This is a genomic window from Niallia sp. MER 6 (assembly GCF_023714395.1).
In the GTDB taxonomy this organism is placed as follows: domain Bacteria; phylum Bacillota; class Bacilli; order Bacillales; family Cytobacillaceae; genus Niallia.
Genome location: NZ_JAMAUK010000011.1, coordinates 125198 through 141370, shown reverse-complemented (window position 1 = coordinate 141370; position 16173 = coordinate 125198). Strand labels below are relative to the sequence as shown.

The following is a 16173-nucleotide window of genomic DNA, read 5'->3' as shown; positions in this document are numbered from 1 at the left end:
TTAGAGTTCATATTCTTTAATAAACTCATCCAGCGTAAATTTAATACCGTAATAAACAAAAATAGCCGCGATAGAAGCAGGATAACCAAAGCGGTTTCCCTCATCATCAGGGAGCAGACCCTTTGTCAATTTAAGGTCTATATGTACATCTGCTTTTGTGTGAATACCGTGTGAGTCTGATGACATTATAGTGCTCACTGATACAAATGGGATGTACTCCTTTGTGAGTTTTTCAGCAAAGGGCAGCAGTTCCTCATCATCTGAAGTTCTAGAGAAGAATAGAAACCGGTCATTAGGACTGATATTTTCTAACGAGTGGGAGCTCGTCCATTCTTCTGCTCCTTGCAGCGGTTCGGCGCTGTATAATGCTTCTGCAACTACTGCTTTCATTTCGTTTGTTGCACAAATGAAGATTTTTCCTTCCCCGCTTAATGCTTGGGCAAGTATTCTTGCACTATCCTCAATTGCTTCTTCTTCTTTTTCATGCAGTCTTTTAAATAACCCACTTAACTGTGTGGAGAACATTTTTAACAATGTGAGAAACCTCCTGTGTTTATATTTCAAGGTTATGCAATGGAATTAGATTCAATAGTATTATAAGTAATGTACAAGAAAAGGCAAAATTTATGCTTGTCAGCAGGAATTTGTCAATAAAAAGTAGAAAGTTATTTAAAGAAAAAAACTTTGTTATATAATGGATGTAATTGGGTCTATTGTCTAAAATAGTCTTTTTGCTGTGTCGATTTATCAGCAGTATGTGTGAGTGGGAAATAACGGGGAATATCTTTTCAAAAAAATAGAGAACACATAGAAGGGAAGGTCTACAATGAAAGGGAAAATATTAATCGTGGATGACCAGTTCGGCATCAGAATTTTATTGAATGAAGTATTCCAAAAAGAGGGCTATAAAACTTTTCAGGCAGCAAATGGTGTACAAGCGCTTGAGATAGTGACACAGGAGGTGCCTGATTTAGTGCTCCTCGACATGAAGATTCCTGGAATGGACGGCATCGAGATCTTAAAGCGAATGAAAAAATTGTACAAGGATATCCGTGTTATTATTATGACTGCTTACGGAGAGCTTGATATGATTCAGGAAGCAAAGGATCTTGGCGCTTTGACACATTTTGCAAAACCATTTGACATTGACGATTTGCGTGCGGCTGTTAAAGAGTATATTGTCAGCTGATAAACATATGTCTAATCTTGGCTAAAACTGCTGTATCCTGGCATTATAAGTTTAAAAATTACTATAAATACATAATAAAAAATATTAATAGAGCTGTTGCCAGCTCTATTAATATTGTGAATAAAAGCAATTTTTTTTATGACATTTAATAAAAAGTGGTTGGATTGATAGCAATTCTCTGCTTATTTTGGTATGATTACCTATGGAATTTAAAAGCAAAGTGATTCGTTTAGATTACTTTGGGTAATATATACATATTCAAATTCTCTTTGGGAAATTTAATAAAGGTTACCTAGTAATTGAACGATCATAAGAAGGAGGAAGAATATATGCCTTTAGTTTCAATGAAAGACATGTTAAACAAAGCAAAAGCAGAAGGCTATGCTGTTGGTCAATTTAACTTAAATAACCTTGAGTTCACTCAAGCTATTCTTCAAGCTGCAGAAGAAGAAAAATCTCCAGTTATCCTTGGGGTATCTGAAGGTGCTGCTCGTTACATGGGTGGTTTCACAACTGTAGTAAAAATGGTAGAAGGTTTACTTGTAGACTATAAAATCACTGTTCCAGTTGCTATCCACTTGGATCATGGTTCTAGCTTTGAAAAATGTAAAGAAGCTATCGACGCTGGATTCACTTCCGTTATGATCGATGCTTCTCACCACCCATTTGAAGAGAACGTTGAAACAACTAAAAAAGTTGTTGACTACGCTCATGCAAAAGGTGTTTCTGTAGAAGCTGAGCTTGGAACTGTTGGCGGACAAGAAGACGATGTTGTAGCAGAAGGCGTAATCTACGCTGATGCACAAGAGTGTGTGGAACTTGTTAAACGCACTGGCATCGATACTTTAGCTCCAGCACTAGGTTCTGTACACGGACCATACAAAGGTGAACCAAACCTTGGTTTCAAAGAAATGGAAGAAATCGGTAACCTAACTGGTCTTCCACTAGTATTGCATGGAGGAACTGGAATCCCAACAAAAGATATCCAAAAATCCGTGTCACTAGGAACAGCTAAAATCAACGTTAACACAGAAAACCAAATCGCTTCTGCTAAAGCAGTTCGCGAAACTCTAGCTGCTAAACCTGAAGAGTATGATCCACGTAAATACTTAGGACCAGCTCGTGACGCTATTAAAGCAACTGTTATCGGCAAAATCAAAGAATTCGGTTCTTCTAACAAAGCGTAATATAAATGGAACGATTGAAACCGTCCTTATCAGGGCGGTTTCCGTTCATTTATTGTATTTTAGCAAGTCAGTCGAATAAACAGACAAATTGTCGGTTATGATGTATAAAGAGTGATATATCCCCATTTGAAGACTGGCTGTCTGCTGCTTAAAGGAATAAATCAAGCAGTCCCCATCTGGACTAGACTAAAGCACCTTTTTGTTCAACACATCCAGTATTCTAGTTATCAAGCTTCTATTGAAAAAACACCCAGACTTAAATTTTGACTTATATTAAATTTCTTCATTCGCAAATTAGACCTGGCAATATTAATTTTGACACATTACTACTAGAGATTTATTAGCCAAATTAGGAACAGGCCTATTTGTCCATGTTAACCTACTTAGGTCATGCACCTGTCCTATTATTAGTGCATGTGCTTGCACTTTTCCTATCTTCCTCAACTTTGGTATAATAATTGAATTAGTAGTAATTCTTAATTAATTACATCCAAGTGTTGATTCAATTTTTATATTCCTGTAAACAGGGAAGTTAATGGCGAAGTTAGTACGTGTCCTAGACAAGCAGTACATGCTTTGCTTGGCTTAGAAGGGAGTTAGAAATGGAAAAACTTATGATTGCAGGTGGATCTCCATTAAAAGGGACCGTTCGCATTAGCGGAGCAAAAAATAGCGCAGTTGCATTAATACCAGCCACTATTTTAGCAGAATCTCCAGTAACCATTGAAGGGTTGCCTGACATTTCTGATGTTCACATATTAAAAGGGATTATGGAGGAGTTAGGAGGAAGCGTTTCATTTTCTGATTCCGATATGACGATTGATCCGACATCAATGATATCTATGCCGATGCCAAATGGAAAGGTCAAGAAGCTTCGTGCCTCCTATTATTTGATGGGAGCGATGCTCGGCAGATTCAAAAAAGCTGTTATTGGCCTGCCGGGAGGCTGTCACTTAGGTCCAAGGCCAATTGATCAGCATATAAAGGGCTTTGAGGCTTTAGGAGCTCAAATAACGAATGAGCAGGGAGCCATTTATCTTCGTGCTGATGAGTTAAGGGGAGCAAGAATATACTTAGATGTTGTAAGCGTTGGCGCAACTATCAATATTATGCTTGCGGCTGTTAGAGCTAAAGGCAGAACCATCATTGAAAATGCTGCAAAGGAACCTGAAATCATCGATGTTGCTACATTGCTGACAAATATGGGAGCAAAAATCAAAGGTGCAGGAACGGATGTAATCCGAATTGATGGGGTGGATCATTTGCATGGCTGCCGCCATACTATTATTCCTGACAGAATTGAAGCTGGAACTTATATTATTATCGGTGCAGCAGTTGGCGATGGAATCCTTATTGATAATGTTATCCCGCAGCACTTGGAATCTTTGATTGCAAAGCTAAGGGAAATGGGAGTGCAAATCGAGTCAAGCGGCGACCAAGTCTTTGTAAGTTCCAATCCTGATTTAAAGCCTGTTGATATTAAAACATTAGTATATCCAGGATTTCCGACCGATTTGCAGCAGCCGTTTACCTCGCTGCTGACGAAAACAAACGGTACAAGCATGGTAACTGATACAATCTACAGTGCCCGCTTTAAACATATCGATGAGTTAAGAAGAATGAATGCTACCATTAAGGTGGAAGGAAGATCAGCAATCATTAATGGACCAGTTCATCTTCAAGGAGCTCGTGTGAAGGCTAGTGATTTAAGAGCTGGAGCCGCGTTGGTAATAGCAGGACTCATGGCGGACGGTATTACCGAAGTCACTGGTGTTGAGCATATTGACAGAGGCTACGGTCAGCTTGTAGAGAAGTTGAAAGGCTTAGGGGCGTCCATATGGCGTGAAGGCATGTCCCAGGAAGAGTACGAACAGATTAAGAATGTGTGATGATAACAAGGCGGGATCAGGTTAAGATATTCTTTTGAGCATTTCTTAGATAAGACTTGCCTGATTCTGCCGTTTTGCCAACATGCTTTTTGGTTTACTAAACAGAAAGCATAAAAGATAACGATCGCAGTAGCTGTTCTAAAGGGAGAATGGCTCGTTTGTCTGCCTTCTCAAAAAGTTAAGGTGAAGATGCGGTCTATTAAAATATTGTTGCATATAAACGTTTATATTAGGTAAAATAGAGATTGCTTTTTAGTGACTGAAAAAACGCATTGCCTTTTAACTGGAAGGAATGCGATAATCAATACTATACTTCATTAACTATACTCAATTTATAGTTTTTTCTCTTCAAACATATAACGCCTCAAAAAAACGAAAACATTCCTTTCCAAATACAAATTTTCGCTAAATGGTAGGAATAACTGAAAATGAAAAAGAGTGGTGGCAAAATGGGATTGAACATATCTAGTTTGGAAAACATGAAATTAAAAGAGCTGTATGAATTGGCTCGTGAATATAAAGTTGCTTATTACAGCAAGCTGACAAAAAAAGAATTAATATTCTCTATTTTGAAAGCTAGAGCGGAACAGGAAGGATATTTCTTCATGGAAGGCGTTCTGGAGATTATCCAATCAGAAGGTTTTGGTTTCTTAAGACCAATCAACTATTCACCTAGTTCGCAGGATATATACATATCTGCTTCCCAAATCAGAAAGTTTGATTTGAGAAATGGGGATAAAGTATCTGGAAAGGTGCGACCTCCAAAGGAAAATGAACGTTATTTTGGATTGCTGCAAGTGGAAGCGGTAAACGGCGATGACCCGGCAACGGCAAAGGAAAGAGTCCATTTTCCGGCATTGACGCCATTATATCCAGACAGACAAATGAAGCTGGAAACAACACAAAAGTATACATCTACTCGTATAATGGATGTTCTGGCTCCTGTTGGTTTTGGACAGCGTGGATTGATTGTTGCGCCTCCTAAAGCAGGTAAAACAATGCTTATTAAGGAAATTGCCAACAGCATTACGACAAATCATCCGGATGCAGAGCTTATTGTCCTCTTAATTGATGAAAGACCGGAGGAAGTGACTGATATTGAACGTTCAGTCAGTGGCGATGTAGTCAGCTCCACTTTTGATGAAGTTCCAGAAAACCACATTAAAGTGGCAGAGCTCGTGTTAGAAAGAGCGATGCGCCTTGTAGAGCATAAGCGTGATGTTATCATTTTAATGGACAGCATTACAAGACTTGCAAGAGCATACAATCTTGTCATTCCTCCGAGTGGAAGAACTTTATCAGGGGGGATAGATCCTGCTGCCTTCCATCGTCCGAAACGCTTCTTCGGGGCAGCTCGTAATATTGAAGAAGGCGGTTCTTTAACCATCCTGGCTACAGCGCTGGTAGATACAGGTTCCCGTATGGATGACGTTATATATGAAGAGTTTAAGGGTACAGGTAATATGGAGCTTCATTTGGATCGCTCTCTTGCGGAAAGAAGGATTTTCCCAGCGATCGATATTCGCCGTTCTGGTACTCGCAAAGAAGAACTGTTAATACCGAAGGAACATTTGGACAAATTATGGGCCATTCGCAAGTCTATGTCAGATTCTCCCGATTTTGCGGAGCGCTTCTTAAGAAAGCTTAGACAAACGAAATCCAATGAAGAGTTTTTTGCTGTGCTGTCTGATCAAATGAAGGCAGGAACAGCTGGGAAGCGTTCTTAAATCTAGTATTAGCTGGAAAAAAATTCATAGCAGTGGATGAGGAAATGAAGTTGCAAAATGCCTATGTCCTTGCTATAATGATGACAGTGTGTTTTTAAAATAATAATGTATGGGAATAAATAATTCTATACGTTATTCTATAACTCTGCTTCGAAAGTTGCAGGGCGGAAGGAGATGAAAAGGAATGAAATCAGGAATTCATCCAACTTATAATGAAATCACGGTAAAATGCGCTTGCGGTAATGAGTTCACAACTGGATCTGTTGCAAAAGAGATGAAAGTTGAAACTTGCTCTGAGTGCCATCCGTTCTATACTGGACGTCAAAAATTCGCTGAAGCTGGCGGACGTGTTGACCGTTTCAACAAAAAATACGGTCTTAAACAGCAACAGCAATAATCAATCCGAAGAACAGGCAAGAATGCTTCATACCTTGCCTGTTCTTTCTTTATGAGATATTGTCTTCTATTTATGAAAGAGGAAGTTTAAGAATGCAAGGATCTTCACCGTTTTTTGTATTCTTAAGCGTCTTCTAGAGAAAGTTGAACGCTGCAGTCGCTTTGCTAAGAGAAGTTAGTTTATGTAAAGGACATGTTTTTGGAGGAAGGAAGGAGAGGTTTCATGTACGTGATGAAACATCATGGATGGGTAGAAGTGATTTGCGGAAGCATGTTTTCCGGTAAATCAGAGGAGCTTATCCGTCGAGTAAGAAGAGCCCAATTTGCTAAACAAAACATCGTTGTGTTTAAGCCGAAAATAGATAACCGCTACAGTGAGGAAGCTGTCGTTTCTCATAATGGTTCTACTACAATTGCTGTTCCAATCAGTGAATCCTCGGAGATTTTTGAATATGTGACACCAGATGTCGAGGTGGTTGCGATTGACGAAATCCAGTTCTTTGACCCGGAAATAGTGGCTGTTGTCCAGCATTTAGCCAACAGCGGCTATAGAGTCATCTGTGCAGGATTGGATCAGGACTTCCGTGGTGAACCATTTGGAAAGATGCCTGAACTTTTGGCAATAGCTGAGCTTGTGACAAAGCTGCAGGCAGTCTGTGCAGTATGCGGTTCACCGGCCAGCAGGACTCAGCGGCTGATTGATGGTTCACCAGCATCATATGATGATCCCATCATACTAGTAGGTGCTTCTGAATCTTATGAGCCAAGATGCCGTCATCATCACGAAGTTCCGAAATCCCCTTCGCTGAAAAAAGCAGACAGCAGCACATCCATTTAGCTAAAATCTCCCATTAGAGAAAACTCTAATGGGAGATTTTTTTATGATTTATGAAGAAACAGCTAAACCGAGTTTAGAAAGCGCCTGTTTTAGTGTGCTGAACGTGGGAATGTCATCTAAACTGATTCCTAATGCATGTATCACTTGCGCCATGTCTGGTCTGAGTCCAGAGATAGTGGACTTCATACCTGTATATTGGAGGACCTTCACTAATTTCATCAGCTCTTGCAGCACCATTGTATCAATGGTAGACACTCCGGAAACATCAATAAATAGATGTCTGATTTGCTTCTCCTGACATCTAGCAGGCACATTCTCAAGAATTGCTTTCCCTCTTGCTGTATCAATGGCCCCGATGATTGGAAGCACACCAATATGATTGATAATTGGAATAATCGGGTTGCTCAGTTCGTTGATTGTCGCTTGTTGGGATAATAGCTTTCTTTGATTGTATTCATGATACATCTCGGTGAATTCGTTGTTTAACTTATCAAATGTAAGATGGAATATCGAACTCCACTCTAGTATAGTTGCTTGTGGAACATTCCTGAGCTCTTCTATGAATCTCGTAATCATATCCCAGATGGTTTGCCTTGTCAGACTTAACGCGTGCAGGACTTCATGAACAGGCACCCCTAGTTCCACTCTGCTTTGCGCAATTTTAGTTGCCCATTTTGATAAGTTAGCAGAGAAAATGGTATCATCGTCCAAAAAAGAGCTGATAACTGTTTCAATTGTAAAGGCATGCTGAGCACGGAGAAGATTATTGACGTTATCATCAGATTGTTTGCTGTAAATAGAGCCTTCCTCACCATCTTTTATGGCGAACCATTTTTCTGTTATTACCGAAGCATTTTCCATTATATAATGGTAGACAGAACTGTTGGATAGGGACATATAGGAGCCCTCTCTTTCTATGAATATCTTCATTATAAAGCAATTTCGGTTTAATATGAGTGCATAAACGCGATGAAGCGGTTTTTTTCCTTGTTAATTTGGTTTTGACGGGGATAATAGCCTATAATATAATTAAAATGTTATGGAAAAAAATTGAGGTGAATATACGTGTTTGATCGTCTGCAAGCGGTAGAGGATCGTTATGACAGGCTTAATGAGTTATTAAGCGATCCTGAAATTGTCAATGATACAAAAAAATTGCGTGATTATTCTAAAGAGCAATCAGATATACAAGAAACGGTGGAAGTTTACCGGGAATATAAAGAAGTAAAAGCACAAAACCAAGACGCCCGTTCTATGTTAGAGGAAAAGCTTGATCCGGAAATGCGGGAAATGGTAAAAGAAGAGCTTGATGAAACAGCAGAGAAAATCGAAGAGCTAGAAGCGCGCTTAAGAATACTGCTAATACCGAAAGATCCTAATGATGATAAGAACGTTATCATGGAGGTTCGCGGAGCAGCGGGCGGAGATGAAGCAGCCTTATTTGCAGGAGACTTGTTCCGTATGTACAGCCGTTATGCAGAATCACAGGGCTGGAAGATGGAAGTAATTGATGCAAGTTCAACAGGTGTAGGCGGATATAAGGAAATCATTTTCATGATTAACGGAAAAGGCGCTTACTCAAAGCTTAAGTTTGAAAATGGAGCACACAGAGTACAGCGTGTGCCTGAAACAGAATCTGGCGGAAGAATTCATACCTCCACTGCAACTGTTGCTTGTCTGCCTGAAGCAGAAGAGGTTGAAATTGAAATCCATGAGAAGGATATACGTGTAGATACATTTGCTTCGAGTGGACCAGGCGGACAAAGTGTTAATACCACGATGTCAGCAGTAAGATTGACGCATTTGCCGACAGGAACAGTCGTATCCTGTCAGGATGAAAAGTCGCAAATCAAAAATAAAGAAAAAGCGATGAAGGTTTTACGTGCTCGTGTTTATGATAAGTTCCAGCAAGAGGCGCAAGCAGAGTATGACCAGCAGCGCAAATCAGCAGTTGGTACAGGGGACCGTTCTGAGCGCATAAGAACGTATAACTTCCCGCAAAACCGTGTAACAGACCATCGAATTGGACTAACTATTCAAAAGCTTGATCAAATTCTCCAAGGAAAAATGGAAGATATCATTGATGCCCTAATCTTTGAAGAACAATCAAGCCGTTTGGAAAGTGCATCTGATGTGTAATACAAGACAAATGAAAGTTTTTGAAGCCCTTAAATGGGCTTCTTCTTATTTGCAGGAGCACGGACGGGAGGAGAATGCCGGCGAGCTTTTACTGCGGCATGCATTAGGTGTGACTCGTTCCGAAATGTTAATGAAATTTCGGGATGATATGAGTGAAGAGTCCTTTAAGCTGTTTGAGCAAAATATCACTCTTCATGGTAAAGGGATACCAATTCAATATTTAATTGGCTATGAAGAATTTTATGGCCGTATTTTTGAAGTGAATGAAGAAGTTCTAATCCCGAGGCCTGAAACAGAAGAACTTGTATATCATATGTTGGAGCGAATCAAGGTTTTATATGGAAGTCGGGAAGTCAGTGTAGTTGATATAGGCACAGGAAGCGGAGCAATAGCTGTTACGATGAAGCTGGAAAACCCTAGACTGCAAGTGACTGCAAGCGATTTGTTTGAGGAATCATTACAGGTTGCAAAAAAGAACGCAGAGAGAAATGGTGCTGAATCAATTGATTTTGTCCATGGTGATTTGTTTGAACCGTTTATAAAAACAGGCAGGAGGTTCGATGTAGTCCTTTCTAATCCTCCATACATTCCAGATGAAGATATTGCTGAAATGTCAGAAGTAGTTGTAGAGCATGAGCCTCATCGGGCACTGTTTGCTGGAATAGATGGTTTGGATATTTATAAGAGAATTTGTGCACAGCTGCCTTCCGTTTTAAAGGATAAAGGCATAGTCGGCTTTGAGGTCGGCATGGGTCAAAGCGAGGCAGTTTCACAACTGCTGTTAAATGCCTTTCCTGCAGCTAAGGTGGATGTTGTGTATGATATTAATAAAAAGGATCGAATGGTCTTTGCAGAAGTTGGATTTTAACCGCGGTTCTTCCGCGGTTTTTTATTTTGAAAAAAATAAAAGTTGCTAGTTTAAGAATCTATTAATCTGTCCACACTGTTTGTACAAGGGGGCGAATTAATATGAAAAGAAAATCAATGGCAACAAGTTATATATTTGTACTTATCATATCAACTATTTTTAGTTTATATATACCGAAAAACGAAGTAACAGCAAACGAGCAAGTGGTGATTCCAAATGATGCTATCAGACTAAGAATCTTAGCTAACAGTGACAGTGAAGAAGATCAAGCTTTAAAACGAAAAGTTAGGGATGCAGTGAATGCTGAAATTACAAAGTGGGTAGCAGATTTAACTTCAAAGCAAGCAGCTGAACAGCTATTAAAAGCAAAGCAGCCGGAAATTCAAAAAATAGCAGAAAACGTAGTTATGGAAGAAAATTCTGATCAGGCAGTGAAAGTGAAATTCGGAAAAGTAGATTTTCCTACAAAGCTTTATGGAGAGTTCTTATATCCTGCAGGCGAGTATGAAGCAATCTTAATTACATTAGGAGCAGGTGAAGGTGCAAATTGGTGGTGTGTATTATTTCCGCCATTATGTTTCCTTGATTTCTCCAACAGTGTTGCTGTAAGTGACGGATTTGAAGAGGAGAAGAAGGAAGAGGGCAGCAAGCAGAAAGAAAAAGCAGATAAGGAAGAAGCAGATAGTAAAACAGCAAGTGCGGAGTCAGTGAAAAAAGAAGCAAAACAGGAAAATAAAAAAGAAGAAAAAGAAAACAAAGAAGACCCTGTCTATGTTGATGAATCAACAGAGAGTGATGTAGAAGTGAAGTTTTTCTTAGTAGAGCTTTGGGATAAAATTTTTGGATGAAAAGAAGCCATCTGCGCAAGTAGTATACTGCAGATGGCTTTACAATTTTAGAAATCAACGATATTTTCTCTAAGTGTTATATAATAATGGTCGGAATTGCTGATGGTAGATAGATACATATATATTAGAAAATATTCTATCATTTTTTTCGGTCCCTTTTCATATTAATAGAATTAAGAGCAGATTCATTTTATGATAAAAAGGAGACGGAGATAATGGAGCATATCGTACGTAAAGCAAATCGTGAGGATTTAGAGAGCTTGAAGGATTTTATGGGAACAACAGAAGTGAAGTTACATGATCTCGAAAGCTGGATTGACTTCTGTCTTCTAGCGAGTGATGCAGAGTCAGGCATGCTGAAGGGAACGATCGGTATTCAGCCTTTTGCAGATTCTGGATTATTAAGAGCGCTAGTGCTTAAGGAAGGATCTGCAGAGGAAATTCTATTTTTACTCCAGCAGGCGATAAAGTTGGCTAAAGAAAAAAATTTAGGTATGCTATATTGCGTAGTAAATAATAAAAATGCGAGTAATCTCTTTTATTTGCTGGGCTTTAAGGAGATTAATGTCGAAGATTTGCCTGTTGATGTCAGAGAGTCATCAACAGTTAATGCGATGAAAGTTGTGAATAACTCGAAAATTATGTATTATTCCATTAATAATGTGGATAATTAAGGAGAGTTATCCACAAAAATCATCATTTTATTCACAATTTGTGGACAAGTCAGATAAAAGATAAAAATTTTGGCGTGAATCAGTTAAAAAATTCTTGTCGAAAATTGAAGAATCACAAGCAATTTCATGTATTTAAACAAGTTTTGGCTAAAGGTGGATAAGTATGAAGACAAATATATGGTCAGTGGATAAGTATGTGGATATAGATAGTGGTTATCCACAAATACAACAGGCTGCAGACCTTTTAAACAAGAATGAAGTAGTTGCATTTCCAACAGAAACGGTTTACGGACTTGGAGGTAATGCCAAAAGCGATGAGGCGATAGCTAAAATCTTTGCTGCTAAAGGGAGGCCGTCAGATAATCCTCTCATTATTCATATCGCTAATAAAGAGCAGCTGACAGAACTAGTTTCAGAAGTGCCCGAGAAGGCTGAACAGCTCATGGAGGCTTTCTGGCCAGGAGCGCTGACAATTATTTTCCGATTGAAGGAAGGAGCCTTGTCTAAGCTTGCTACTGCAGGACTAGTTACTGTTGGAGTAAGAATGCCTGATCATCCTGTTGCACTAAGGCTGCTCGAAGAGGCTAATTTGCCAATCGCTGCACCGAGTGCTAATACTTCTGGCAAGCCGAGTCCAACTACAGCTCTTCATGTGAAGGAAGATTTAGATTCTATCATAGCAGGCATTGTCGATGGTGGTCCAACTGGTGTCGGAGTGGAGTCAACAGTAATTGACTGCACGGATGCTGTACCGACGATTTTGCGTCCAGGTGGAGTGTCACAGGAGGAAATGGAAAAAGTCATTGGAGAAGTGAAGCTTGATAAGGCGCTTGTAAATAAAGAGTCTGCCCCGAAGGCACCAGGGATGAAGTACACGCATTATGCCCCAAACGCACCGTTGTTTTTAGTGAGGGCTCCAAGAGAAAGAATTCAGGAGTTAGTAGCGGAAGAACGTCGGAATGGCAAAAAAGCAGGAGTGCTTACAACAGAAGAAAATCAAGATTTCTACCAAGCAGATTATATCTTTGTATGTGGAAAAAGAGCTGAATTATCCACAGTCGCTGCGAATTTATATGATGGGCTGAGAAGCTTTAACCATAGTAATGTTGATATTATTTTTTCTGAGATGTTTCCATATGAAGGTCTAGGACACGCAATCATGAACAGATTGATGAAAGCAGCCTCTCACCAAGTGATTGAATAACCCTGAGGGAAAATGCCAAAAGAAATTTCTGAATAGACCATAGACAAAATGCTTCTAAAAAAACTTGGACGTGCATATTCTTAACTAGCAAGTCCAAGGGGGAAGGTAATGTCTACACTAATCGGAGAAATATTTACACTTATGCTGATGGCATTTGCTTTAGGAATGGACGCATTTTCTGTTGGGCTGGGAATGGGAATGTACAGACTCCGGCTAAGGCAAATAATGAAGATAGGATTTATTATCGGAATATTTCATGTCATTATGCCGCTTGCAGGCATCCTAGCTGGAAGATTCTTATCTGATAATTTTGGAGAAATTGCCGGTATTATTGGAGGAGTGCTTCTTGTCATTTTAGGTGTGCAAATGATATGGACTGGCTTTAAAGAAGATGATGAACATAAAATCACACCAGTCGGATTCGGCCTGATTGTGTTTGCGGTCAGTGTGAGTCTGGACAGCTTTTCAGTCGGCTTAAGCTTAGGTATTTATAAAGCGAAAACATGGCTAGTTCTGCTTGCTTTTGGCTTGAGCGCAACATTACTCACATGGCTCGGCTTGATTATTGGGAGAAAAGCACAAGGACTTTTAGGTAATTACGGTGAGGTGTTAGGCGGAGGGATATTGCTTGCTTTTGGCGTAAAGCTGCTATTACATCTTTAACTACATCGAAGTGATAAACATGCAGGCAGCTTCATTGACAGGCTGCCTTTTTGTTTTGCAAAAACAGCTAAATCTTTGGAATGAAGTGTAAAAATAATAATTCCTGTCGATAGATATAGTAGTGATTCCAAATGGTGACATAAAATTAGGCTGACAAAAAAGTCTATACTATACTTTTACTTAAAAGGAGGTAGAAAATATGGTACGTGTACTGTTTGTTTGTACAGGGAACACTTGTCGCAGCCCAATGGCAGAAGCAATCCTTAAGAATAGCAGCGTAAATATCGAAGTTAAATCTGCCGGTGTTTATGCAATAGACGGCGCAGAGGCTTCTTATCAATTGAAGGAAGTGCTTGCGGAAAAGGGAATGGAACATAATCATCGCTCCTCCATGCTGACTAGCGACTTGTTAGACTGGGCAACACATGTGTTTACGATGACGGTCGGCCATAAGAATGCAATTGTCAATCAGTTTCCCCATGCAATTGAAAAAACATTTACGTTAAAGGAATTTGTAAATGATGATAAGTATGGAGATATTGTCGATCCATTTGGAGGTTCGGTCGAGCTTTATAGAATGACATATCAGGAATTACATAGCTTGATACAGTCACTGATAAAAAAATTAGAAATGGAAAACTAGGGGAGAACAAAATGGATAAGACTGCTTCATATAGGTTCAGCTTAAGAAAGAAACTGGCATTGTTTATTACAGTATTGGCATTGATTACTTACTCAACAAGTGCGTTTTTCATCTATGTTCTGTTTCCTGTGCTTCCGGATGATTTAGGAATTAGTGCCTTTGTATTTAATCTTCTTACATTGACATTAGGAGTCTTATGGTCTGGATTTCTGGCATTTTTGGCAGCGGGTTTTATCATTAAGCCGCTTAAGCGTCTGGAGCAGAGTGCAATTAAAGCAGCACATGGAGATATAAGAGAAGAAGTGGAAATTTCAAGTTCGGATGATGAAATTCAATCACTAGGCATTGCTTATAATGATATGCTGGCTAACTTGCGGGAAATGGTTAAAAGTATTGAAGATAACTTTAACAGCACTAATGCTACAGTTAAAACAATTACAGGTAAATCACAGGAAGCTCATGAACAGACAGTGTCTATTTCAAAGGCAGTGGAAGAAATTGCAGGCGGATCTGAGGTAGCAGCCAATTCTGTTCAAGCAACAGCTGAAGCAGTGGAGCAGTCGATGAAAATTGCCCAAACAGTCCAGGAAAATGCAGATCATACACAGCAAATCTCTAATGAAATGCTTGCAAACTTAGATGAAACGAATAAAGTGGTTCATTCTCTTGTAGCTGGCCTTAAGCAGTTGGCCGAAGAAAACAGCCGTTCCTTATCATCTGTAAAAAGATTAGAAGATAATGCCGCTAAAATCGGTGATATTCTAAAGTTTGTTGGAACAATTGCCTCACAAACAAACTTACTTGCTTTAAATGCCTCCATTGAAGCGGCAAGAGCTGGGGAACACGGTAAAGGATTTGCGGTTGTAGCAGAAGAGGTAAGGGTTCTAGCGGATGAGAGCGCCAAAGCTGTTGAAGGTGTTGGTGAACTAATTGCCAATATGCAGTCAGAAGTCAAAAATGTCGTTGGCCAGATTAAACAGCAGGTCCAAAGCGCCAATGCAGAAGCACAACAAGGTGAAAAAACGAATGCTACCCTTCAAGAAATGACGGCTATTGTGAAACAAATGGCAGATTCCACTAAACATATTACAGCCCAAGTTCATCAGCAAATGGAGCAGATTGAGCATACCTCCAGACAGTCTCAAGAAGTAGCGGCAATTGCGGAGGAGACATCTGCAGGAACGCAGCAGGTAATGATTATTGCAGAAAGCCAGACGAAGATCATTAATGAAGTTGATATTCTTGCAATGGAGCTTCAGCAGCAGGCTGAGCAGCTGAAAGAAACTATCACCAGATTTAAGATTTAATCGTATTATAAGTGCTTTTTCCTGCTTACTTTTTACTTAGTTTTCTGTTTCTAAAAAGAATGTAAACAGCCTTTCTATTTGCTCTTTTTTATGTGAAAATAATAGAGGAATAAGAGGAGGTTAACAGGATGAAAGTTGCTATAGCTTCAGATCATGGCGGATTGAATATTAGAGAAGAAATCAAAAGCTTGCTTAATGAATTGCAGATAGAATATGTAGATTTTGGGTGTGATTGCACTACTTCAGTAGATTACCCGGATTATGCACTGCCAGTTGCAGAAAAGGTTGCGAGCGGAGAGTTCGATCGCGGGATTCTGATTTGCGGAACTGGTATTGGCATGAGCATTGCAGCTAATAAAGTAAAAGGTATCAGATGCGCACTTGTGCATGATGTTTACAGCGCCAGATTGACTAGGGAGCATAATGACAGCAATGTGATTGCAATGGGAGAAAGAGTAATTGGTCCGGGACTTGCCCGGGAAATAGCGAAGACTTGGCTGCTTTCTGATTTTAGCGGCAGCAGACATCAAACAAGAATCGATAAAATCGCAAACTATGAATTAGAAACATCTTCCTAAGCATAATGCTATAACGAAAGGCA

17 protein-coding genes are annotated in these 16173 nt (G+C 39.5%); 15 read left to right on the top strand and 2 right to left on the bottom strand.

The genetic code is table 11. The features are described from left to right. On the bottom strand, positions 1 to 534 hold the full coding sequence (locus tag M3600_RS15315) for a DUF2529 domain-containing protein (RefSeq protein WP_233315937.1): 534 nt from the start codon (positions 532 to 534) through the stop codon (positions 1 to 3). Positions 535 to 826: 292 nt separating this feature from the next. Between M3600_RS15315 and M3600_RS15310 the strand changes: the two genes are divergently transcribed. The 6 genes from M3600_RS15310 (at position 827) to M3600_RS15285 (ending at position 7226) form a co-directional block, all read left to right on the top strand. Further along, entirely contained in the window at positions 827 to 1189 is a 363-nt protein-coding gene (locus M3600_RS15310; RefSeq protein WP_127738990.1) for a response regulator, read from the top strand. A gap of 329 nt (positions 1190 to 1518) precedes the next feature. After that, positions 1519 to 2376, top strand: coding sequence for a class II fructose-bisphosphate aldolase (locus M3600_RS15305; protein WP_233315936.1), 858 nt, complete (start codon positions 1519 to 1521; stop codon positions 2374 to 2376). A 602-nt stretch (positions 2377 to 2978) separates the two neighbouring features. Continuing rightward, positions 2979 to 4265, top strand: a complete 1287-nt coding sequence (locus tag M3600_RS15300) for a UDP-N-acetylglucosamine 1-carboxyvinyltransferase (protein WP_233315935.1) — start codon at positions 2979 to 2981, stop codon at positions 4263 to 4265. Between the two features lie 449 nt (positions 4266 to 4714). Beyond that, the gene (gene rho / locus M3600_RS15295; RefSeq protein WP_233316151.1) at positions 4715 to 5992 is read left to right on the top strand and encodes a transcription termination factor Rho; all 1278 of its coding nucleotides are present in this window, start codon (positions 4715 to 4717) and stop codon (positions 5990 to 5992) included. Between the two features lie 184 nt (positions 5993 to 6176). Next, positions 6177 to 6389, top strand: a complete 213-nt coding sequence (rpmE, locus tag M3600_RS15290) for a 50S ribosomal protein L31 (RefSeq protein WP_233315934.1) — start codon at positions 6177 to 6179, stop codon at positions 6387 to 6389. A 222-nt stretch (positions 6390 to 6611) separates the two neighbouring features. Next, positions 6612 to 7226, top strand: coding sequence for a thymidine kinase (locus tag M3600_RS15285; RefSeq protein ID WP_251646617.1), 615 nt, complete (start codon positions 6612 to 6614; stop codon positions 7224 to 7226). Between the two features lie 48 nt (positions 7227 to 7274). On the opposite strand, the gene M3600_RS15280 is transcribed toward M3600_RS15285, so the two are convergent. Beyond that, entirely contained in the window at positions 7275 to 8123 is an 849-nt protein-coding gene (locus M3600_RS15280) for an STAS domain-containing protein (RefSeq protein WP_251646615.1), read from the bottom strand. Positions 8124 to 8291: 168 nt separating this feature from the next. On the opposite strand from M3600_RS15280, the gene prfA reads away from it, so the two are divergent. The 9 genes from prfA to rpiB all read left to right on the top strand — a co-directional run bounded on the left by prfA (position 8292) and on the right by rpiB (position 16150). Beyond that, a complete protein-coding gene (gene prfA / locus M3600_RS15275; protein WP_233315931.1) occupies positions 8292 to 9365 on the top strand; it encodes a peptide chain release factor 1 in 1074 nt (357 codons plus the stop codon). Between the two features lie 10 nt (positions 9366 to 9375). Next, the gene (prmC, locus tag M3600_RS15270) at positions 9376 to 10233 is read left to right on the top strand and encodes a peptide chain release factor N(5)-glutamine methyltransferase (protein WP_251646638.1); all 858 of its coding nucleotides are present in this window, start codon (positions 9376 to 9378) and stop codon (positions 10231 to 10233) included. 101 nt (positions 10234 to 10334) lie between these two features. Then, positions 10335 to 11081 (top strand): stage II sporulation protein R, encoded by a 747-nt coding sequence (gene spoIIR / locus M3600_RS15265; RefSeq protein WP_233315930.1) that lies wholly within the window; start codon positions 10335 to 10337, stop codon positions 11079 to 11081. Between the two features lie 215 nt (positions 11082 to 11296). Further along, positions 11297 to 11755, top strand: coding sequence for a GNAT family N-acetyltransferase (locus tag M3600_RS15260; RefSeq protein WP_233315929.1), 459 nt, complete (start codon positions 11297 to 11299; stop codon positions 11753 to 11755). A 163-nt stretch (positions 11756 to 11918) separates the two neighbouring features. Further along, positions 11919 to 12959 carry an L-threonylcarbamoyladenylate synthase gene (locus M3600_RS15255; RefSeq protein ID WP_251646613.1) on the top strand — a complete coding sequence of 347 codons (1041 nt, stop codon included), beginning with the start codon at positions 11919 to 11921 and terminating at the stop codon, positions 12957 to 12959. Positions 12960 to 13067: 108 nt separating this feature from the next. Further along, positions 13068 to 13622 carry a manganese efflux pump MntP gene (locus M3600_RS15250; protein ID WP_237942059.1) on the top strand — a complete coding sequence of 185 codons (555 nt, stop codon included), beginning with the start codon at positions 13068 to 13070 and terminating at the stop codon, positions 13620 to 13622. Between the two features lie 199 nt (positions 13623 to 13821). Beyond that, positions 13822 to 14265 carry a low molecular weight protein arginine phosphatase gene (locus M3600_RS15245; protein WP_233315926.1) on the top strand — a complete coding sequence of 148 codons (444 nt, stop codon included), beginning with the start codon at positions 13822 to 13824 and terminating at the stop codon, positions 14263 to 14265. An 11-nt stretch (positions 14266 to 14276) separates the two neighbouring features. Then, positions 14277 to 15572 carry a methyl-accepting chemotaxis protein gene (locus tag M3600_RS15240; protein WP_251646611.1) on the top strand — a complete coding sequence of 432 codons (1296 nt, stop codon included), beginning with the start codon at positions 14277 to 14279 and terminating at the stop codon, positions 15570 to 15572. A gap of 128 nt (positions 15573 to 15700) precedes the next feature. Then, a complete protein-coding gene (rpiB, locus tag M3600_RS15235; RefSeq protein WP_233315924.1) occupies positions 15701 to 16150 on the top strand; it encodes a ribose 5-phosphate isomerase B in 450 nt (149 codons plus the stop codon). Positions 16151 to 16173 lie beyond the last annotated feature (23 nt).

Bases quoted from the DNA above. Each gene is read 5' to 3' on its own strand.
- M3600_RS15240 (WP_251646611.1), top strand. From the start codon at position 14,277: ATGGATAAGACTGCTTCATATAGGTTCAGCTTAAGAAAGAAACTGGCA.
- rpmE (WP_233315934.1), top strand. From the start codon at position 6,177: ATGAAATCAGGAATTCATCCAACTTATAATGAAATCACGGTAAAATGC.
- M3600_RS15255 (WP_251646613.1), top strand. From the start codon at position 11,919: ATGAAGACAAATATATGGTCAGTGGATAAGTATGTGGATATAGATAGT.
- M3600_RS15310 (WP_127738990.1), top strand. From the start codon at position 827: ATGAAAGGGAAAATATTAATCGTGGATGACCAGTTCGGCATCAGAATT.
- rpiB (WP_233315924.1), top strand. From the start codon at position 15,701: ATGAAAGTTGCTATAGCTTCAGATCATGGCGGATTGAATATTAGAGAA.
- prmC (WP_251646638.1), top strand. From the start codon at position 9,376: ATGAAAGTTTTTGAAGCCCTTAAATGGGCTTCTTCTTATTTGCAGGAG.
- spoIIR (WP_233315930.1), top strand. From the start codon at position 10,335: ATGAAAAGAAAATCAATGGCAACAAGTTATATATTTGTACTTATCATA.
- M3600_RS15250 (WP_237942059.1), top strand. From the start codon at position 13,068: ATGTCTACACTAATCGGAGAAATATTTACACTTATGCTGATGGCATTT.
- M3600_RS15260 (WP_233315929.1), top strand. From the start codon at position 11,297: ATGGAGCATATCGTACGTAAAGCAAATCGTGAGGATTTAGAGAGCTTG.
- rho (WP_233316151.1), top strand. From the start codon at position 4,715: ATGGGATTGAACATATCTAGTTTGGAAAACATGAAATTAAAAGAGCTG.
- M3600_RS15280 (WP_251646615.1), bottom strand. From the start codon at position 8,123: ATGTCCCTATCCAACAGTTCTGTCTACCATTATATAATGGAAAATGCT.
- M3600_RS15300 (WP_233315935.1), top strand. From the start codon at position 2,979: ATGGAAAAACTTATGATTGCAGGTGGATCTCCATTAAAAGGGACCGTT.
- M3600_RS15285 (WP_251646617.1), top strand. From the start codon at position 6,612: ATGTACGTGATGAAACATCATGGATGGGTAGAAGTGATTTGCGGAAGC.
- M3600_RS15245 (WP_233315926.1), top strand. From the start codon at position 13,822: ATGGTACGTGTACTGTTTGTTTGTACAGGGAACACTTGTCGCAGCCCA.
- M3600_RS15305 (WP_233315936.1), top strand. From the start codon at position 1,519: ATGCCTTTAGTTTCAATGAAAGACATGTTAAACAAAGCAAAAGCAGAA.